The sequence below is a fragment of the Algoriphagus sp. oki45 genome, assembly GCF_036245605.1.
Lineage (GTDB): Bacteria > Bacteroidota > Bacteroidia > Cytophagales > Cyclobacteriaceae > Algoriphagus.
This window is the reverse complement of the sequence record NZ_BTPC01000001.1, coordinates 163,836-183,167: the sequence shown is the minus strand read 5'-3', so window position 1 is coordinate 183,167 and position 19,332 is coordinate 163,836. Positions and strand designations below refer to the sequence as shown.

General features: G+C 44.7%; 18 protein-coding genes. 14 read left to right on the top strand and 4 right to left on the bottom strand.

What is annotated here, in order from left to right; translation table 11 throughout:
- The first annotated feature begins 4 nt into the window (after positions 1-4).
- From AAA942_RS00770 to msrB, 3 genes are all read left to right on the top strand, one after another.
- Positions 5-1,186 (top strand): aspartate aminotransferase family protein, encoded by a 1,182-nt coding sequence (locus tag AAA942_RS00770; protein WP_338218314.1) that lies wholly within the window; start codon positions 5-7, stop codon positions 1,184-1,186.
- A gap of 86 nt (positions 1,187-1,272) precedes the next feature.
- Positions 1,273-3,666, top strand: coding sequence for a penicillin acylase family protein (locus AAA942_RS00765; protein ID WP_338218313.1), 2,394 nt, complete (start codon positions 1,273-1,275; stop codon positions 3,664-3,666).
- A gap of 39 nt (positions 3,667-3,705) precedes the next feature.
- A complete protein-coding gene (msrB, locus tag AAA942_RS00760; protein WP_338218312.1) occupies positions 3,706-4,155 on the top strand; it encodes a peptide-methionine (R)-S-oxide reductase MsrB in 450 nt (149 codons plus the stop codon).
- Here msrB and AAA942_RS00755 read toward each other — a convergent pair.
- The 3 genes from AAA942_RS00755 to AAA942_RS00745 form a co-directional block, all read right to left on the bottom strand.
- On the bottom strand, positions 4,152-4,919 hold the full coding sequence (locus AAA942_RS00755; protein WP_338218311.1) for a TIGR02757 family protein: 768 nt from the start codon (positions 4,917-4,919) through the stop codon (positions 4,152-4,154). The two genes, msrB and AAA942_RS00755, sit on opposite strands and share 4 nt — an antisense overlap.
- Positions 4,920-4,923: 4 nt before the next feature.
- Complete coding sequence (locus AAA942_RS00750; RefSeq protein WP_338218310.1) at positions 4,924-5,478, bottom strand: hypothetical protein; 555 nt, start codon at positions 5,476-5,478, stop codon at positions 4,924-4,926.
- Between the two features lie 86 nt (positions 5,479-5,564).
- Complete coding sequence (locus tag AAA942_RS00745; protein WP_338218309.1) at positions 5,565-6,752, bottom strand: LysM peptidoglycan-binding domain-containing protein; 1,188 nt, start codon at positions 6,750-6,752, stop codon at positions 5,565-5,567.
- A 156-nt stretch (positions 6,753-6,908) separates the two neighbouring features.
- Here AAA942_RS00745 and AAA942_RS00740 point away from each other — a divergent pair, with 156 nt between their 5' ends.
- From AAA942_RS00740 to AAA942_RS00690, 11 genes are all read left to right on the top strand, one after another.
- Complete coding sequence (locus tag AAA942_RS00740; RefSeq protein WP_338218308.1) at positions 6,909-8,255, top strand: NfeD family protein; 1,347 nt, start codon at positions 6,909-6,911, stop codon at positions 8,253-8,255.
- Between the two features lie 26 nt (positions 8,256-8,281).
- Entirely contained in the window at positions 8,282-8,659 is a 378-nt protein-coding gene (locus AAA942_RS00735) for a globin domain-containing protein (protein ID WP_338218307.1), read from the top strand.
- The gene (locus AAA942_RS00730) at positions 8,652-9,407 is read left to right on the top strand and encodes a lysophospholipid acyltransferase family protein (protein WP_338218306.1); all 756 of its coding nucleotides are present in this window, start codon (positions 8,652-8,654) and stop codon (positions 9,405-9,407) included. The genes AAA942_RS00735 and AAA942_RS00730 overlap by 8 nt, the downstream gene beginning before the upstream one ends.
- The gene (gene gatC / locus AAA942_RS00725) at positions 9,404-9,700 is read left to right on the top strand and encodes an Asp-tRNA(Asn)/Glu-tRNA(Gln) amidotransferase subunit GatC (protein WP_338218305.1); all 297 of its coding nucleotides are present in this window, start codon (positions 9,404-9,406) and stop codon (positions 9,698-9,700) included. Before AAA942_RS00730 ends, gatC begins: the two co-directional genes overlap by 4 nt.
- Entirely contained in the window at positions 9,693-12,458 is a 2,766-nt protein-coding gene (locus AAA942_RS00720; protein ID WP_338218304.1) for a tetratricopeptide repeat protein, read from the top strand. Before gatC ends, AAA942_RS00720 begins: the two co-directional genes overlap by 8 nt.
- 77 nt (positions 12,459-12,535) lie before the next feature.
- Positions 12,536-13,252 (top strand): ABC transporter ATP-binding protein, encoded by a 717-nt coding sequence (locus tag AAA942_RS00715; RefSeq protein ID WP_338218303.1) that lies wholly within the window; start codon positions 12,536-12,538, stop codon positions 13,250-13,252.
- Between the two features lie 59 nt (positions 13,253-13,311).
- A complete protein-coding gene (locus AAA942_RS00710; RefSeq protein ID WP_338218302.1) occupies positions 13,312-13,860 on the top strand; it encodes a cob(I)yrinic acid a,c-diamide adenosyltransferase in 549 nt (182 codons plus the stop codon).
- A 64-nt stretch (positions 13,861-13,924) separates the two neighbouring features.
- Complete coding sequence (locus AAA942_RS00705; protein WP_338218301.1) at positions 13,925-14,992, top strand: branched-chain amino acid aminotransferase; 1,068 nt, start codon at positions 13,925-13,927, stop codon at positions 14,990-14,992.
- A 75-nt stretch (positions 14,993-15,067) separates the two neighbouring features.
- Positions 15,068-15,580: a hypothetical protein gene (locus AAA942_RS00700; RefSeq protein WP_338218300.1), complete on the top strand. Its 513-nt coding sequence runs from the start codon at positions 15,068-15,070 to the stop codon at positions 15,578-15,580.
- Positions 15,581-15,646: 66 nt separating this feature from the next.
- Positions 15,647-16,748 (top strand): peptide chain release factor 2 gene (gene prfB / locus AAA942_RS00695; RefSeq protein ID WP_338218299.1). Its coding sequence is split into 2 segments (ribosomal slippage): positions 15,647-15,706 and positions 15,708-16,748, totalling 1,101 coding nucleotides; the frame shifts between segments, so codons are not numbered across the junction.
- 47 nt (positions 16,749-16,795) lie between these two features.
- Complete coding sequence (locus AAA942_RS00690; protein WP_338218298.1) at positions 16,796-17,977, top strand: MFS transporter; 1,182 nt, start codon at positions 16,796-16,798, stop codon at positions 17,975-17,977.
- Here the strand turns inward: AAA942_RS00690 and AAA942_RS00685 are convergent.
- Positions 17,971-19,320, bottom strand: coding sequence for a M24 family metallopeptidase (locus AAA942_RS00685; RefSeq protein ID WP_445083315.1), 1,350 nt, complete (start codon positions 19,318-19,320; stop codon positions 17,971-17,973). The two genes, AAA942_RS00690 and AAA942_RS00685, sit on opposite strands and share 7 nt — an antisense overlap.
- Positions 19,321-19,332: the final 12 nt, after the last annotated feature.

Below are 19,332 nucleotides of genomic sequence, written 5' to 3'. Positions count from 1 at the left end.
TTCAATGAACAACAGACAGATTTTCCTTTCCCACTTAGCCCAAACGACTGACTTTCCACTGATGATCGAAGTGGAAAAAGCAGAAGGCATTTACCTTTTTGGTCCCAAGGGAGAAAAATACATCGATCTCATCTCTGGAATCGGAGTCAGCAATGTGGGCCATCGCCACCCCAAAGTAATCCAAGCCATCCAAGCCCAATTGGACAAATACCTGCATCTCATGGTGTATGGGGAATATGTGCAGACACCTCAAACCCTGCTGGCCAAGGCATTGGCAGATACTCTTCCTCCTCATTTGGATAATGTCTATCTCGTCAACAGCGGCTCAGAGGCTGTAGAAGGCGCCCTGAAATTAGCCAAACGCTTTACCAACCGGAGAGAAATACTTTCCTGCGTCAATGCCTATCATGGCAGTAGCCATGGTTCGCTCAGTGTGGGGGGAAATGAGATTTTTAAAAGGGCTTATCGACCACTCTTACCCGGGGTGAAAAATATTGTGTACGGCAGCTACTCGGATTTGGCACAAATCACCACTGAAACGGCGGCAATCATTATCGAAACCATACAAGGCGAAGCAGGAATTCGGGTTGCTTGCCGTGAGTACTTTCAGGCTTTAAGGAAGCGTTGCGATGAGACCGGCACCTTGCTGATTTTGGATGAAATCCAGGCAGGATTTGGACGAACGGGGAAGTTCTGGGCTTTTGAACATTTCGAAATCGAACCGGATATTCTGGTCTGCGCCAAGGGAATGGGAGGAGGAATGCCAATTGGAGCCTTCATCGCCAATAAAGAAGTCATGGGGGTATTCAAAAACAACCCCATCCTAGGACATATCACTACCTTCGGAGGGCATCCGGTGAGTGCAGCTGCATCTTTAGCTACGATTCAGGTGCTCAAAGAAGAAAAGCTGATTGATCAGGTAGAGCAAAAAGCCAATCTGATAAAGTCCTTGCTTGTCCATCCAAAAATCAAGGCCATTCGAAACAAAGGTCTCATGATGGCTGTAGAGTTTGAATCATTCGAAGTCCTGAAAAAAATTATTGACCGAGCCATCGAATTGGGTGTAATCACCGATTGGTTTTTGTTTTGTGACGATTCCATGCGGATTGCTCCGCCTTTGATCATCAGCAATGATGAAATCAAAACAGCCTGCCAACTCATTTTACAGGCTATTGAGGAATGCTAGATAAAAAAACTTGAAATTTTTCCCTCTTAGTTTTCCTCAAACCTGTCTATTGCCTTTTGATTATATTCAAGGCAAAATCCTTTCGTATGAAAAAACTCTTCTCCCTTTTGGGATTCTTGGCCTTTCTGCTGATTGCCGGAATCTTGGTTTTAATTTTTATTAAAAGTCCAAAATACAATGGAGAAGTTAGCCTTCCCGGACTTACCCAATCAGCAGAAGTCTATTTTGACAGGTTTGGAATCCCCCATATCTATGCCCAAACTGAAACTGATGCCTATCGTGCTTTGGGCTATGTACATGCTCAAGAGCGCCTTTTTCAACTGGAAATGCTCCGAAGAGTGGGTTCGGGTACCTTGGCCGAATTTCTGGGAAAAGATCTTCTTGAAGTCGATCAGTTTTTTCACACCCTTGGTATTCCCAAGCATGCCAAGGAAAGTACAGCAGCCCTATTAGCCCAAGGAAATACTCCCTGGAGAACTGCTGCTGAAGCCTATATCGAAGGTGTAAATGAGTATATCGACCATGGAAGTCTTCCTTTGGAGTATCTTCTGTTGGGGGAAAAGCCCCGACCTTACACCTTGGAAGACATGCATAGCATTGTGGGGTACATGTCTTTTACTTTTGCCATGGCCGTAAAGACAGACCCCTTGCTGACCAAAATCGCTAGAGACCTAGGCCCCGATTTCCTTAACTCTCTCGCTGTCGAGACCCTGCCTGAGCATCATGTAATCCCTGTTCATTACCCGGATTCTATTGCAGACACTACCTCTACGAACGCCACTTTAACTGCACTTTTGGATAAACTCCCCGTTCCTCAACTGCAGGGCTCTAACGCATGGGTGATTGCCGGCAGTCGAACTCAATCCGGCAAAGTAATCTTCAGTAACGATACTCATATCGGGTTTTCATCTCCCTCAGTCTGGTTTGAGGCTCATATAGAGTATCCCGGATTCAGCTTCTACGGCAATCATTTAGCGGGTATTCCCTTTGGATTTATGGGAAATAACCGGCATCATTCCATCGGTCTGACCATGTTTGAGAACGATGATCAGGACTTTTTCGAAGAAAAACTGAATCCCCAAAACCCGAATGAAATCCTTATCGGTGAGGAAGCTTTTCCCATCCAAACCAGAAAAGAAATCATCCGAGTCAAAGGACAAGATCCTGTAGAATGGGAAATCCGAGAAACCCCTCATGGCCCGATCATCAATCCTGTAGTCAAAGAAATTGCAGCTTTGACCACCAATCCTGTCTCTTCCTGGTGGGTCTATTTACTCGAACCTGCCAAAAGCTTTGAGGCAGTGTACAAAATGAATCATGCCCAATCCATGCAAGAGGTAGCCGAAGCTGCCGCTCTTATCCATGCTCCCGGACTGAATATCATGTACGGTGATGTGGAGGGAAATATAGCTTGGTGGGCAGCAGCAAAGCTTCCCATCCGGGGGGAAAAAGTCCATTCTAAGATTTTTGCGGATGGCTCCGATCCCGATGCTCAGCCCAAAGGCTGGTATCCTTTTGAAGAAAACCCAAAAAGTGTCAACCCTCCCAGTGGCTTTGTGGCCTCTGCAAACAATCAACCGCACTCTACCAGAGGGGGCCATTTATTCCCCGGATATTATTTCCCGGGAGATCGCTGGAACCGAATTGCCAAAACTATCTCCTCCCGCTCCGATTGGGATGTAAAATCCCTACAAAGTCTTCAACTGGAGACCATAAATGAAGTATTTCCCGAATTAGCCCAATTCATGCTTAATGAGATCAACCCGGATGATTATCAGGAATTCTCAGCAGCTCTTGAAAGTTTGGAAACCTGGGATGGAGATCATCAAATCGAAAAGACTGCACCCACCCTCTTCTACAAATGGCTGATCCATACCTGGAGACTGGCTATGGAAGATGAATTGGGAAAAGAAGGTTTTGAAGCATTTCTTCAGACCTTTATCATGGTCAACAGCAATCATCATTTCATCACAAAAACGGATAATCCTTGGTGGGACAAGCAGGATACTCCGGAAAAAGAAACCCGAGGGGATATTCTGTCCGAAGCTCTGAACCTTTCCTTGGATGAGCTTTCTAAACAGTTGGGAAATAATCCAAAAGACTGGAAATGGGAAAAGGTGGTCCATTTGGAACATCCTCATCCATTGGGTAGCCAAAAGCCTTTGGATAAAATCTTCAATGTTCAGGCTGGCCCTATTGCAGGTAATGAAGAAGCGGTAAACAAGCTGACGCTGAAACCTTTGCCAGACGGCACCTATCAAATAGTTGCAGGACCGGCGATCCGGATCATTCTCGACTTTGGAGATTTGGAAAACTCCGTTTCTGTGCTTCCAACAGGAAATAGTGGAAATCGCTTCAGTAAGCACTATGCCGACCAAAAAGAACTCTTTGTCAAAGGAAAGTACCGACCTCAGGAAATGAATGAGGACAGAATTAAGGTTGGCTCAAAAAATAAGCTAACCTTAAACCCTGCTGACTAGAGTGGTGTTATTAAGAAGTTGAATCATTGAGTTATTGATATGGGAATTTTTGATCGAAACAAAGGTAAAAAAGAATCGAAGGCCTATCCAGTCCAAAAGGCAGAGGAAGAGTGGCAAGAATTGTTAGATCCTCATTCTTACCATGTGCTTAGGGAAAAAGGAACAGAAAGACCCTTTACAGGCCAATATTACCTCAATAAGGATACTGGAATCTACGAGTGCAAAGCCTGCGGAAATGAGATTTTCCACTCTTCCAAGAAGTACGACAGCGGGTGCGGATGGCCCAGCTTCACTGAACCTATTCGTCCTGAAGCCATTGACGTGCAAATGGATTACAGCCATTTTATGATCCGTGAGGAGATTCTTTGTGGAAACTGCGGAGGGCACCTAGGACATCGCTTCCCCGACGGACCAAAAGACCAAGGGGGAATCCGCTACTGCATTAATTCAGTCAGTATGGACTTCAAAAAAGAGGACGACAAAGCCTAAAACTTTTCCTCTATCCCCAATCCAAAAAGGGCGAAATCATACTTTACCGGGTCTGAAGGATCAAATTCTCTGAGCCGGTTTGTCAGTTCCAAGGCTGTTAGCCAATCAGTCTGCTTACGCTGAATCAATCCCAGTTTTCTTGCTACCCGATCCACATGTAGGTCACAGGGGCAGATCAACTGAGCAGGTTGGATTTTTTGCCAAATTCCAAAATCCACTCCCTTATTATCCTTTCTCACCATCCATCGGAGAAACATATTGATCCGCTTACAGGCTGCCTTTCGGGCAGGCGTGGCAATATGCTTTCGGGTGCGGGAGGGGGCGTCCGCGAAGCTGAAGAAGAAATCATGAAATCGGATCAGCATATTTTCCATGGCGTCATCTTGGTTAGTTTGACCGATTAGAAATGCTTCTTCCAGACTGGAATGGGTTTGATAATACCATGCCAGAAAATGAATGAAATAAAGCGTATCCGTAGCATTGAAAGTCCGATGTTTGAAATTCAAAAAAGGCTTTAAATCGCTTTCCTGATGGTGGATCAAAAAATCATGGGGAGCATTATCCATCAACCCGAATAGCTCATTGCACTTGTTGATGATGGTTTTGCGCTGTCCCCAAGCTAAAATCGCCGCAAAAAACCCGGTGATTTCTATATCCTCTTTTTTGGAATACTTATGGGGAATAGAAATGGGGTCATTGGGAATAAATCCAGGCTGATTGTATTGGAAATATTTTTCCTCCAAAAAATCCTTCAGTGAATTCATGCGCTCAAAGGGCCACTTTCACTTCTCCACCTTGGGCCCCATCAAACCATTTGAAGGAAAGCTCATTCTCGGCTTTTTCAGATACATGCCAATCAAATGACTTAATCTGAGTCAATGAGCGAAGAGAATCTTCGTCAGGATTGTACAGACAAATATCAAAATCAGGCATGCTCTTGGAGTCAAGCGTATTCCATTTTTCCAGAATAAACCCTTCTTCGATTACTCTTATTTTATTTCCAAAGACAAAATCAGATAGCACGGAGGGCACTCCATCCTTTCTTCTCAGCTTGAAGCCTGCCGGTCCAAATAGAATCTGCTTGCAAAGCTTAGCCTCCAATAACTCGTTGGAATGAGGCAAGGTTTCCCATTCTGACTCTTTGATGACTACTTTTTTCCCTTCCGGCCGGATACTCGCCAAAAGCTGCGAAAGCTTGGAAAACACAAAAGTCAAACCAATGAACAGCAAGCCGAAGCTAGCCAGAATCGGATAAGAAATGATAAAAATCGCGTTCCAGATAAATCTGAACAGGTGGTGAAAGAAAAGTTGGACTTTGTTCATGGAATAGTACTGAGCCGTAAAGGTACCGCTGTAAGACTAGAATCCCAAAGTCAACCCGATTAGCCAGGCTACTTTCCTTTTTGTGTTTAGTACAACACTTCAACAGGGAATCTATTATTCACGGCTCTGAGCTGATCGTAGGCTGCTTGGGAGAGTTTGATCACCAGTCTGGAATTATCTCCTGTTTCAGGCAGCGTACCTACTACCCTGGCAAAAATGGTGATATCATTTTCTTCATTCTTTACACGCATAATGCTGCCAACTGGGGCGGTGCGATGCAAAACCAAATATTTTTTGTGCCCTCCAGTACCTTCAATTACCTCGGCCTGACCATTTTCCTTAATGTTTTTAAATCCTCCGGAGGTATTTTCAATAGTATTCTCCTCTCTCATTTCAGCCGTAGAAACTGCCATCTTGGGCTCTCCAATTACCGGCACAGTAGAAGGGCCTTCAGGAGCTCTTCCTACTTTAATGTTTTGCCCTGCACGGAGATTGTTGGAGGTCAATCCATTCCATCTGATCAAATCTTCTACACTGGAATTGTATTGGTTGGCTAGGGAAAAGAGGGTTTCTCCCGACTTTACTGTATGGGAAATCCACTCTCCGGGAACAATCGGTGCTGTTGTAGGAGTATTTGCCACAGAAACAGCGGTGGGTGATGCCTTGTATGGTTCTGGTTTTGAAGCAGGCATTTCCTTCTTGGGCTCCTCTTTCTTTGGCGCTGGCTCAGATTTTGGACTTTCCTGAGTGGTAGAAGTAGGTACTGAAGTAGTGGTATTGGTAATGGCTATGCTTGGATTAGCAGTGACAACGGGTGAAGAGCTGGTCTCTTTGACTATTAAGGCCTGTCCGACGCTCAAGTCATTTCCCAATAGCTTATTCCACTGCTTCAATGAATCCACTGTCACTCCATATTTTTTGGAAATGGAGAAAAGGGTTTCTCCGGGAGCTACTTTGTGAAGGGAATTTCCCTCAGGTAGCTTAGCCGCAGTGATATAAGGTATCCGGATAGTTTGCCCTGCTTTCAATCCCTGCTTGAGAGATTCATTGGCATTTTGGATTTCTCCGACTGAAGCTTGGTATTTTCTGGAAATGGAAAAAAGAGTCTCCCCTCCGGTTACTTGATGAAGGATAAAAGTTTTGTCTCCTACCCGCTCCACGCCTACAGAATCTCCCAAGGTCAATTCGTTGGCATGAGATTCTTGAAAAGAAATTAGGAAAGCAAAAAAGGTGAATATCAGAAGAGTTTTGCCAGAGAAGAAAGTGGTATTCATGGGTCGTAATTATTTTTAGAACAAATTCAGGATTAATCCTGTACTACTTTTAGGCAATAATTATGCTAAAAATCACTTCCAAACCACTAAAGAATAAAAGTCATTTCTAGTGATTTGTCTGATAGCTTAGTATCTTTTCTTTCTCTTATCCCAATTATGAATCTCAAACGACTATCTCTTATTCTTTTTTTCGGACTCTTTTCGGCATTTGCTTTTTCTCAGGAAAAAATTGAAAAGGTCTACACCTTCAAAATCGATAAGGACATCGATCCTGCGATGAACCGTCGGGTAAAAATGGCCTTGGACGAAGCCAAAGAAAAAGGCGCAGGCCTGGTCTTGATCGAAATGGATACCTATGGAGGAGTGGTCACGGATGCTGATGAGATCCGAACCCGGATTTTGGAATCCGAGATTCCCGTCTATGTATTTATCAATAAGGATGCAGCATCTGCAGGAGCCTTGATTTCCATTGCCTGCGACAGCATCTACATGGCACCCGGAGCAAGTATCGGAGCCGCCACGGTCGTCAATGGAGTCGATGGAGCAGCTGCACCTGACAAATACCAATCCTACATGCGCTCCATGATGCGCAGCACTGCCGAGGCCAAGGGAAGAGACCCAAAAATCGCAGAAGCCATGGTGGATGAAAAAATTGAGATTGAAGGTGTTTCAGCAGCTGGTTCGGTTATCACTTTTTCTGTTTCAGAAGCCATCAAATTTGGATTTTGTGACGGAGAATTTAGCTCCTTGAATGAGATTTTAGAGGAAAAAGGACTAGCTGATGCTGAATTGATTGCTTACGAGGAGAGCTCTACAGAGTCTATCATTTCTTTTTTCCTGAGTCCGGCTATCAGCGGCATTCTGATCCTGATTATCATTGGAGGCATATATTTTGAACTTCAGACACCCGGAGTCGGATTCCCACTTCTGGCAGCTATTATCGCCACCTTACTTTATTTCATCCCTTACTACCTCAACGGTCTGGCTGAAAATTGGGAAATCATTGTCTTTGTGCTTGGGATTATCCTGCTTGCGGTGGAATTATTTGTCATACCCGGCTTTGGCATATTCGGTGTTCTGGGAATTGTCTTTATCCTCGGCGGATTGGTCTTGGGTATGCTTCCAAATCAAGATTTCAATTTTGATTTTGTACCTGCTTCTGAGCTATTCCTTGCTTTACTAACCGTGATTTTGGCTGCGTTAGCCTCAGTAGGTTTAGTCTTTTGGCTGACGCCAAAAGTGAATCAGTGGGGGGCATTCAGCACCATCACTTTGGCAAATACCCAAGAGCGGACCCAAGGCTACACCTCGAGCTTTTATGCTGACAGCTTAAAAGGAAAAACAGGAATCGTCCACAATCGACTTCGACCAAGTGGGAAAGTAGAAATCGAAGGAGAAATTTACGATGCCTATTCCCGGGGAGAATTTTTGGATCAGGGAGAACCTATCATCGTCATTTCCACAGAAGGGACAAGCCTAAAAGTCAAAAAATGGGAAGGCTAAACTCTGGATTTTGATAAGTTTGTGACATGAATCCATTCCAGTCTGTCTACCAACTGATAGGTGAAGAGAAAATCAAAGAACTCACCGCGTACTTTTATCAGGAGGTGGCTGAAAATCAGGAACTCAGGAGACTTTATCCGGAAAAAGACTTGGCCCCCGCCGAACGGAGACTCTTTCTCTTTCTGCTTCAGGTGTTTGGAGGACCTCAAACCTATTCGGAAGAGAGAGGTCATCCGAGATTGAGAATGAGGCATTTCAACTGGCAAATAGATGCCAAAATGCGTGATCATTGGCTGAATGCCATGTTTACTGCCCTGGATAAAATCGAACCCGAACAAAATGTCAAGGAATTGATGATGGGGTACTTCATCAAAGTGGCTAATCATATGATCAACCATGAGTAAATTTTTAAGCAGAATTTATTCCATCTATGCGGCAGTACTATTTGTAATAAGTTTTCTGCTGATCTTTCCATTTTTCCTGATCTGCATTTGGGTTCCGGGATGGCAAAAGTTCGGGCGAAAAATCAACCGATATTGGGCAAAAGTTTACTTCTCCCTGATCTTCTTGCCTGTCCGGCTTGAGATTAAGGGAACCATTCAAAAGAATCAACCTTATATTTTCCTGGCAAATCATTTCAGCTATCTGGATGTGGCCATGATGGGATTTATACCGGGAGATGTGCTTTTTGTAGGAAAAGCATCTATTCGCAAAGCCCCGCTTTTCGGTTACTATTTCAAAAAACTTCACATTGCCGTAGACAGAAGTCGGGTCAAAAGCAGGGCGGAAACCATGCGCAGAGCCGGAGAAGCTATTGATAAAGGAAGTGGTATCGTTTTGTTTCCCGAAGGAGGTATTTATACCCAAAATCCTCCTCATATGGTTCCCTTCAAATACGGAGCTTTTCGATTGGCCGTCGAGAAACAAATCCCCATAATCCCTGTCACCTTATCTTATAATCATCTAATTTTGCCTGAGGACGGAAAATTCCTGCTTCATTGGAAACCTGCAAAAATGGTGCTGCACGAGGCACTAGACTCTAATAATTTCAGCTCAGAATATGAACTTTCCGAGCAATGCTTCCAAATCATCCAAGAACAACTCCATCAGGATAATCCTCCAAAAAAGTCACTGAAAACCAGCGAAGCGTGAAAATAGACAAGGAAACCATCAAAAAAATAGCCCATTTGGCAAGATTGGAATTCGACGAAAGTTCGGCTGATAAAATGTCAAAAGATATGTCCCAGATTCTCGATTGGGTGGAGCAACTTAACGAAGTGGACACCGAGGGAGTAGAACCTCTGACTACCATGTCTTCTGAAGTCAATGTCATGCGGGAAGATAAAGTAGGGAATCACCTCAGCCACAAAGAAGCACTGAAAAACGCCCCAAAAAGGGACTCCGAATACTTCCGCGTACCCAAGGTATTGGAATCCAATGAGTAAGCAATCAAACAAAAAGAAATCTTTCATCAGAATCCCAGCCCTTCTGCTTCTTGTGGCAGCAGGGCTTTTTGCCGTTTGGGGTTTGGCCAATGAGGAGGGGTTTTATCGGGAGATTCTACCTGCTGGATTCCTGGATTCGGTAGAAGTCCCATTTCACACCCAATATTTTGGTGATTTAAAACTTCCGATCTCCTTGGATAATTACCTTGTTTTTCAAGAGTTTAAAGCTTTACCAAATTCTTTTGGGATAGCTGAAAGCAAAGCCTTCAGCCTTTTGGTGTTTTTGGTTTCGGTTTTGGCTTTGGCAGGATTCAGCTATTTCAAAAAACTCCCCTTTTTAGGGGCAGGATTGGGTTGGATTGTTCTTCTTACGTTGACCAATGTCAATGGACTGAATATCGGTGCACCCAGTTCCAACAGTTCCTTGATTGTGATGATAATTGGTTCCTTGGTCCCTACCCTGATCTTTCATGTATGGTTGGATCGAATTTCTTTCTTGGTTCGCAGCTTGGTCATCGGCCTTAGCTTCGGCGCATCGATCGGGATACTTATCTACTTAAGTCCAATTTCTGATCCTGCGCTGTATTTGGCGGAGCATTCCTTAGTCCCTGCCCTGATTTTTGCCATTGCTTGGCTTTTTTGGCAGGGACATGCAGTGATTTCCGGTCTTTACGTCTTGCTTGCTCGAATTAACACGAATTTGAACACCAAAATATCGGTTCAGATATCCATCTTGGCTTTCGTCTATTTTGGTATTTTGGTAGGACAGCTTGCGGATTTGAGAGGAACAGTCACGCTGCCTTTTCATCCTTTTTCTCCGCTTTGGATTGTGTTTCCGATCGGGATCCTAGGATGGTTTTCAACCCGGGAAAAGCTACAGCAGGGCGAAGATTTGGCAGCTCGGCCGGCGATTCTAAAAACCCTCTATTTTCTGGGGTTTGGACTTATTTTACTGCTGATCTGGAAAGTCAGATTTGCAGGAAATCAACCGGCCGAAGAGCTTTTAAAGCATATTTTGACCTATACTCAGGCAGGATTTACCCTGTTTTTCATGGTCTATTTGATGACCAACTTCCTGGGCGTGATGAATTCAGGTAAAGCAGTGCAGCGGATTCTGTTTAAGCCATTTTCCCTCCCCTACTACCATCTAAGGATAGGTGGATTGATAGCGATTCTTGTCATCATGGTCTATATGGAAGGTGTGGTGGCTGCTCAATTCAATTCTCTGACCAGCAATATTTTGGGAGACTACTACTACCAGACCGAACAGAAACTGGAAGCCAGTATCCTCTACGAAAACAGTTGGGATACCTACCGAAAAAACCCAAAAGCCAAATTTCTGACGGCTCAGCTTTTGTTTGATCTGAATCAGCCCAGCTTGGCTAAGGAGCATCTGGAGCAAAGCTTTTCCGAAGCTCCTCAGGTGGACAACATTTTATTGCTTTGCGAAAGACTCAATTGGGAAAACAAACCCTTTGAGGTCATTTTCTATCTGGAAAACGGACTCAAAAAATTTCCAGATAACCCCTATTTGGTAAATAATCTGGCGCTCTACCTCACCCTCACTCAGCAGCCCGAAAAAGCCAAACAAATATTGGAAATCAATCCTTCTGAAAACCCAGTTACGGAATCCAACAGAATAGCGCTACAGACCAAATTGAATCAGGAAGTCAATCTTTCTGAATCCAAAGCGGATTTGATCACACAAATCAATACCCTCGCTGCCATCCGCAAAAGTGGAAAAACTCCGGAAGAAGATTATATCAAATCAATTCGACAAAACCTGGAAAAAGAGACCTCTCCCCTGCTAATTCATGCCGGTTGGAGGAATTTAGTGACTCAAAAGACCACTGCCGATCCAATCCAGGATTTGGCGCTATTGGACTCACTCACCAAAAAAGAAGAGTTTTTGGATTATTTCTTTGACGTTCAGGAGACCGCTGTTCTTCGAAGCCTTGCGGCTGACAGAATCATGGAGGCGGTCAAAAACCTGAATGGATTGGCGTTCAGAAATCCGGGGGATGCTGCTTATTATCTGCAACTTACAGCCATGATTCAGGCCCAAAACCTGGATTTTGTCAAGGCGGCAAAAGATTTGATCGTGGCCGAAGAGAAAGGATTTCGGGCTTTTGCTCCTCACCATCTGAAAATTCTAAAGTATGGAAGACAGGAGGCCTTCGCTGATTCAATTAGCCGTCAATTTGGAATTCAAGAAGAAATCCTGGCTGCTGAATATGAATCCACACTTCCCAGCTTTAATGAGTGGCTTCCGGAAAAAGCTTGGGAAAATTGGATATCCATCTCCAATCCTTCCTTGAAAAAAGACTTGGCTCTTCGCCTTCTCGCTCAAAAATCACATGGACTGAAAAGAGCTCAAATTCAAGACTTGGGCGTCTATTTACAGCAAAATTCAGAAAATGCCGAGTCTCTTCAGCCCTTCTTGGCCAATCCGGATTGGGCTAATTCAGAAACATTAAGTTCCCTGATGAAATTTCTTGATGCAGGCGAAGACCTCGCTTCCAATCCTTATTTCACCCCTTTGATTTTAAGTGCTGCTGACCGGATTCCTGACCCGCTCAACCAATATGAAATTCTGCAGGCAAGCAGTGAATTTAATCGTGACCCTTTATTATGGATGAGGAAAATACAGGCTGCAAAAAGACTCGGTTTGGATCACTATGCTGCTGCAGCAATTCAGGAGATGAGCAGTTGGATGACTTGGGATGAAATAGAAAAACTTCAAATGGCTAACTATTAGCCGATTTTCACGTAATTTGAGCAATCGGTATTGCAAAAAGAAAACTTAAACCACTAACCTAAACTAACACTGGCATTATGAGCAGAGTCATTGAAACCCACGAAATCAACAAAACCTACAAAATGGGCGCAGAAATCATTCAAGCCCTCAAATCGGTAAGTATCAGTGTTGAGCGTGGTGAATATGTTGCCTTCATGGGTCCATCCGGCTCGGGAAAATCAACCCTAATGAATATCATCGGCTGCCTCGATTCCCCTACTTCAGGCACCTATATTTTGGCAGGAAAAGATGTGAGTGACATGAGCGAAAATGAACTCGCTGATATCCGAAACAAAGAAATCGGATTCGTATTCCAGACTTTTAACCTTCTCCCCAGAGCTACTTGTCTTGAAAATGTAGCCTTGCCGTTGGTCTATGCCGGATATAGCAGAGCCGAAAGGGAAGAGATGGCCTTCAAGGCTTTGGAAAATGTGGGTCTGGGAGATAGAACCAAACACCGACCCAACGAACTCTCCGGTGGTCAAAGACAAAGAGTAGCCATCGCCCGAGCCTTGGTAAACAATCCCAGTATCATCCTTGCCGATGAACCTACCGGTAACCTGGACTCCAAAACCTCCTACGACATCATGGAGCTTTTTCATGAGTTGCATTCCAAGGGGAATACAATCATCATGGTTACCCACGAAGATGATATCGCACACTATGCCCATAGAATAGTCCGACTCAGAGATGGATTGGTAGAGTCAGACAAAATAAACCCCAATCCTACTCGAGGAATGGCCGTTCATGCCTGATATTCCCTGAGAAATCGAATTAGAATGCTATTTTTGCCTGAGTTAGAAAAGCGGCTGAAATGAAAATCTATACCAAAACCGGTGACGAAGGCATTACCTCTCTATTGGGTGGCTTGAGAGTCCCAAAATCAGATCTCAGAATAGATGCCTACGGGACTGTGGATGAGTTGAATTCTTACCTGGGCCTTCTCAGGGATCAGGAAATCAATGACAAGAGAGCTGATTTTCTCAAAGAGATTCAGGACAGACTTTTTACTATCGGTGCAGATTTGGCCACGGTTCCAGGAAAGGATAAAGTAAAAAAGCCTGATCTGCATGTGGAAGACATCGAAGAACTGGAGCTGGAAATGGATCGAATGGATCTTGAACTCCCGCCTTTGACTGCATTTATCCTTCCCGGAGGTCATCAGGCTGTCTCTTTCTGCCATTTGGCAAGAACAGTATGCCGAAGGACAGAACGAATCGTAGTAGAACTCGCTTCGTATGAGCAGGTCAATCCATTGGTGATTCAATATCTCAACCGACTTTCCGACTTTCTATTCGTATTAGGCCGAAAAATGGCAGCCGAACTGGAGGTGGATGAAGTAACCTGGAAACCCAGATCCTAATTCATTTAGCCAGTTTTTCAAAATAAATTGACCCGGGTTTTCCAAACCCAAAAAAAACTTGAGTATGAAAACTTCCTTAGCTATTCCGGTAACCCAAATCGAGAAGTCCCGATTGGCGGAAATCGATTTTTCAAATTTGGCCTTTGGTCGTGTGATTTCAGACCACATGTTCGTGGCAGATTACAAAGACGGAGAATGGACCGACCTTCGTATCGAACCTTATGCACCCTTGGAATTGAGCCCTGCCAATGCTGCCCTTCATTATGGACAGTCCATTTTTGAAGGTTTGAAAGCTTACCGAAATGAAAAAGGTGAAGTTTTGGTTTTCAGAGCGGATGCCAATGCCAGACGATTGAATGAATCCGCAGCCAGAATGTGCATGCCGGCTTTGCCTGAGGAAATCTTTATGGAAGGTTTAGCTCAACTGATCGAGCTGGATAAAAACTGGGTTCCCTCTGCAAAAGGATCCAGTTTATATATCCGTCCATTCATGTTTGCCATGGATAATTACATCGGAGTCAAACCTTCCGACACATATAAATTCATCATTTTCACTTGTCCTGTTGGGGCTTACTACAGCAAGCCGGTCAATGTGAAGGTAGAAACCTACTGGACCCGAGCCACAGAAGGAGGAACCGGTGCTGCAAAAACAGCCGGAAATTATGCGGCCTCCCTTTATCCTGCCCTTCAAGCCCAAAAAGAAGGCTTCGATCAGCTGCTTTGGACTGACGGAAAATCCCACAGCAAAATCGAGGAGAGTGGCACCATGAATGTGATGTTTAAAATCAATGGCAAACTAATCACCGCTCCCACCAATACAGGCACAATTCTCAAAGGAATCACAAGAGACTCTGTGATCCAATTGGCAAAGGACTGGTCAGAACCTCTGGAAGAGCGCTTTTTGAACGTAAGCGAGCTTCAGGAAGCCTTGGAAAACGGGACTTTAGAAGAGGCTTTTGGCGTAGGAACTGCTGCTACCATTGCCCATATTGCCAAGATCCAAGTGAACGGAAAGACCTACACCCTGCCAGAAAAGAGCAATGAAGCCTTCTCCAATCGAATCCTGAGAGAATTGGACGGGATCAAATACGGAGAAATCACCGATCCACACGGCTGGATTATCAAAATCTAAACAAAAAGGGCTGAGTTCATTTTGTAGAGAAAAGGATTCTCACTTCTGGACTCAGCCCTCCTTTTTTTCAACCCTATGCTAGCACGGCTTTTCTTCCTCTTTTTATTTTCCTTCTCCACTTTGGGTTTTTCACAGACCCCTTCGAAGGATTTCATTTTGCTCAAAAGAGGAAGCAACCAAAAGAGCCAAATCCGGTTTTATCCCGGAGAAATGATTACCTACAAAAGCAAAAAGCTGGGCTATTTCATTACTGACAAAATCGAAAGACTGGATAATGATTTCATTTTCCTCACAGAAAACATCATCAGTCCAAACGATATAGAAGCTATTGAAATCAGGCAAAAGGATAAAAGAAACAGAACTTTAAGAAACCTGACAGCCTTGTTTTTAGGTTCTGGAGTTCTTTTGTTTTCCGTTGAGACTATAAATAGCATTTACCAAGATGAGGAGTTTGAGATTGACTCCGGAGTAGCTACTCTCTCGGCTGTCTTGGTAGGTACAGGTTTGGCTTTGGTTCCCCTTCGCTATAAGACTTTTAAAAACCAGGGAGACAACCGGATTCAAATCATCATTATGCGAATGGATTAATCCGGCTTTGCTGGTATATGCCCGATTTTTTTCAGACTTTTGCAACCGAAATTTTAACTTAGACAGATGACTTCAGAACAACTGAAAGACTTGAAAGCCCGCACTTCGGCTTTGAGGAGGTATCTTTGACTACGATCGGAAGAAATTAGAAATCCAAGATCTAGAGGCCGTTTCGGCCCAGCCTGACTTCTGGAATAACCCCGAAGAGGCAGAAAAAACCATGAAACAAATCCAGGCCCGAAAGACCTGGACCAGCGATTTCGAAAACCTTGACAAGACCATCCAAGACCTGGAAGTATTGTATGACTTCTACAGCATGGAGGAAGTAAGCGAGGAAGAAATCAAAGCCGAATACATCAAAGCCAAGGCTGCAGTAGAAGAGCTTGAACTCAAAAAAATGCTCTCTGCCGAAGAAGACCAACTCAATGCGGTATTGGAAATCAATCCGGGAGCGGGAGGAACAGAAAGTAACGACTGGGCCTCTATCCTGATGCGAATGTACATCATGTGGGGGGAGAAAAACGGATACAAAGTCCGCGAGGTGGATGTGCAGCCCGGTGAAGTTGCAGGAATAAAATCTGCCACACTGGAATTTGAAGGTCCTTTGGCCTATGGCTTCCTGAAATCCGAAACTGGAGTACACCGATTGGTTCGAATCTCTCCTTTTGACTCAGGAGGAAGAAGACATACTTCTTTCGCTTCGGTATATGCCTATCCGGAAGTGGATGATTCGATAGAGATCGAAATCAACCCTGCTGATGTGGAATTGCACACCTCTCGATCTGGTGGCGCAGGTGGACAGAACGTGAACAAGGTGGAAACCAAGGTTCAGCTGACGCACAAGCCAACAGGTATCGTGGTAGTCTGCCAAGTGGAGCGCTCTCAGCTTGCCAACCGGGAAAAAGCAATGCAGATGCTAAAATCCCGCCTCTACCAGATGGAATTGGAAAAGCGAAACGCGGAAATCGCCAAAATCGAATCTTCCAAACTCCGAGTGGACTTCGGTTCTCAAATCCGAAACTATGTCCTCCACCCTTACAAACTGGTCAAGGACAACAGAACAGGACATGAAACCTCAGATGCACAAAGCGTCTTGGATGGTGGCTTAAATGAGTTTATGAAAGCCTTCCTACTCGCCCAAAGCGAAGAAGAAGCCAATAAAGAGTAAATAACAAAGGCCGGAGATTTTCCAGCCTTTTTTCGAATTTTCGATATATGGCCATCAAACCCTCCTTTTTCACCCTTGATTTTTTTCTGCTCTGCCTCAGCAACTTTTTGTTTTTTTCTTCTTTCAACATGATCATTCCCGAACTCCCAGCCTATCTGAGCTCTTTGGGAGGAGAAGATTACAAAGGATTGATTATTGCACTTTTTACCCTCTCAGCTGGACTTTCCAGACCATTCAGCGGAAAACTGGCAGATAAAGTCGGCCGAATTCCGGTGATGATGTTTGGAGCTTCCGTCTGCTTCGTGGTGGGCCTGATGTATCCCCTGCTTACCTTTGTCTCCGGATTTCTTTTTCTCCGATTTGCCCATGGATTCTCGGCGGGATTTACCCCTACAGGGGCATCTGCCTATGTTGCCGACATTGTCCCTTTTCAGAAAAGAGGGGAAGCCATGGGAATCCAATCTCTTTTTGGTTCCTTGGGCATGGCGGCAGGACCGGCTGTGGGAGGCTGGTTAGCCGGGTTTTGGAGTATAGATTGGATTTTCTACTGCTCTGCTTTCACGGCTATCTTTTCCATTTTGATTCTGATCAAGCTCAAGGAGACCTTGGTGGAGCGAGAAAAACTTACTCCCAGACTATTTAAACTGAATCGAGAAGAAATTATTGAAAAAAGAGTACTTCTTCCCTCAGTGGTTCTGTTTTTATCCGTTTTTTCATTTGGAGTGGTCCTGACCATCATTCCGGATTTTTCCACTCATTTGGGTATACAGAATAAAGGGCTGTTTTTCGCTGTCTTCACCCTTTCCAGCTTGGGTATCCGTCTTATTGCAGGCCGAACCTCAGACAGGTACGGTCGGGTGGTAGTGATGAGAGTTGCCAGCATTTGCATGGTTGCAGCGATGGCAGCCATTGCTTTAGCAGAAAGCAAGACTGTTTTGCTCGCCTCAGGGGTTCTATTTGGTGCTGCTGTAGGAATGTATAGCCCTACTACTACTGCTTGGGTGGTGGACTTGTCTCTGGACAAATTCCGGGGCAGGGCCTTGGCTACCATGTATATCTTTTTGGAAAGCGGAATTGGCGTAGGCGCACTCGTCTCCGGGTGGCTCTATTCCAATTCTTCCTCCAATTTCAAACTGGTTTTCCTGACAGCAGCTGGATTTGCCTTTTTATCCTTTTTGATTTTGATTTTCACCAAAAGGGACCGAAAACTCAGCCAACCCCATCAATAGCCCAAGTAATTGCTTACCCTTGGAATGGCCAAAATGGACTTTTGGCGACCATTGTAGTAGGTCACCTTTTCTCCGTCAAAAAACGCCCCTTCTTCCAGCATGATCCGTACGTCTTTGTTCCATTCTTTGACAAAAACTACGGCATTGAGTTCGATGGCATATCCAGTATTGGCATGAAGCGGAAAATCACCCGCACCCGGTGTATCCCCCTGATTGTCCCACATACCGATAGTCGGTCCGGCAGAATGGCCATAAAACCCAAGCGGATGGGTGTAAATGCTTCCCCGAATCCCCTCTACCTCCATCTGCTTACGTGAGGCCCGAAGAATCTCATTTCCTGTTCTACCCTCCACATAGTTGGAGGTGAGAATATCCTGAAGTCGATTGCCGACTTTCAAAGCATCCTGCAAATAGGCAGGCACCTCGGTTTCGCCCGCTTTCAAGACGTAGGCCAGCTGCTGGGTGTCGGTATTGAGCCTCAGATAGGAAATCCCAAAATCAATATGGAGCAGGTCTCCGGGCATGATGACTGCCACATCAGGTCTTACGGCAAAAGAGCGATTGGCCTCGTTGGAATTGGGATCAGGTCGCTGAATATCCACGGTAGGGTGAAACCAGGTGTCCAGTTTCATCTCTTTGATTTTTTCGCGGTAAAACCACACCACATCATCTGTGGTAGTGACCCCCGGAGTGATCACCTGATCAGAAAGCCCCTCTGCGATGATATAATGGGCCAATTCTTGAATATGCTTATAGGCTGCCATTTCTGAGGCTGTTCTAGTCTCCAACCAGCGCACAGCCAAAGTCTGGGCAGAGACTACTTTGTCCTGAAATGAATCAGGGAGTCGCTTCATAAACTCCTCATAATCGAAATGAGTAAGTCCATCAGCATGGCCGTAGTCTTTGGCATAGTTTAACCCTATTTTCTTGGGATTTTTTGCCTGAATAATCTCCATCAAAGCATTCCATTGATCAGGCTGGGCTTCCGGGTCCCAGGCTTTTTTGAAGGATTTGCCCACATCGTATCGGGCTATAGCAAATGATTCTATAGGCGCATTTGGAGAAGGCTGATACATCACCAAGATGGTTCTTCTTCGCGCAGCATGCCAAGTAGAGGGAAGCAAAGTGCGGATGACGGGGTCTTCATTGTACTCCCGGGACATCACGATCCACATATCAATGCCGGTTTCTGTCATCAGGCTTGGAAGGAGATTCCCGATTCGGTCTTCCAGCCATTGATCAATAACCCGAGACTGTTCCCTTTGCGTAAGGACAGCCGGTTCTTGGGCTAAAGAAGAAAAAACAAAAGCGATCCACAGGATCGAAATAATCATTAATCTCATAAGAATGGCGGT

Bases quoted from the DNA above. Each gene is read 5' to 3' on its own strand.
- AAA942_RS00770 (WP_338218314.1), top strand. From the start codon at position 5: ATGAACAACAGACAGATTTTCCTTTCCCACTTAGCCCAAACGACTGAC.
- AAA942_RS00765 (WP_338218313.1), top strand. From the start codon at position 1,273: ATGAAAAAACTCTTCTCCCTTTTGGGATTCTTGGCCTTTCTGCTGATT.
- msrB (WP_338218312.1), top strand. From the start codon at position 3,706: ATGGGAATTTTTGATCGAAACAAAGGTAAAAAAGAATCGAAGGCCTAT.
- AAA942_RS00755 (WP_338218311.1), bottom strand. From the start codon at position 4,919: ATGAATTCACTGAAGGATTTTTTGGAGGAAAAATATTTCCAATACAAT.
- AAA942_RS00750 (WP_338218310.1), bottom strand. From the start codon at position 5,478: ATGAACAAAGTCCAACTTTTCTTTCACCACCTGTTCAGATTTATCTGG.
- AAA942_RS00745 (WP_338218309.1), bottom strand. From the start codon at position 6,752: ATGAATACCACTTTCTTCTCTGGCAAAACTCTTCTGATATTCACCTTT.
- AAA942_RS00740 (WP_338218308.1), top strand. From the start codon at position 6,909: ATGAATCTCAAACGACTATCTCTTATTCTTTTTTTCGGACTCTTTTCG.
- AAA942_RS00735 (WP_338218307.1), top strand. From the start codon at position 8,282: ATGAATCCATTCCAGTCTGTCTACCAACTGATAGGTGAAGAGAAAATC.
- AAA942_RS00730 (WP_338218306.1), top strand. From the start codon at position 8,652: ATGAGTAAATTTTTAAGCAGAATTTATTCCATCTATGCGGCAGTACTA.
- AAA942_RS00720 (WP_338218304.1), top strand. From the start codon at position 9,693: ATGAGTAAGCAATCAAACAAAAAGAAATCTTTCATCAGAATCCCAGCC.
- AAA942_RS00715 (WP_338218303.1), top strand. From the start codon at position 12,536: ATGAGCAGAGTCATTGAAACCCACGAAATCAACAAAACCTACAAAATG.
- AAA942_RS00710 (WP_338218302.1), top strand. From the start codon at position 13,312: ATGAAAATCTATACCAAAACCGGTGACGAAGGCATTACCTCTCTATTG.
- AAA942_RS00705 (WP_338218301.1), top strand. From the start codon at position 13,925: ATGAAAACTTCCTTAGCTATTCCGGTAACCCAAATCGAGAAGTCCCGA.
- AAA942_RS00700 (WP_338218300.1), top strand. From the start codon at position 15,068: ATGCTAGCACGGCTTTTCTTCCTCTTTTTATTTTCCTTCTCCACTTTG.
- AAA942_RS00690 (WP_338218298.1), top strand. From the start codon at position 16,796: ATGGCCATCAAACCCTCCTTTTTCACCCTTGATTTTTTTCTGCTCTGC.
- AAA942_RS00685 (WP_445083315.1), bottom strand. From the start codon at position 19,320: ATGAGATTAATGATTATTTCGATCCTGTGGATCGCTTTTGTTTTTTCT.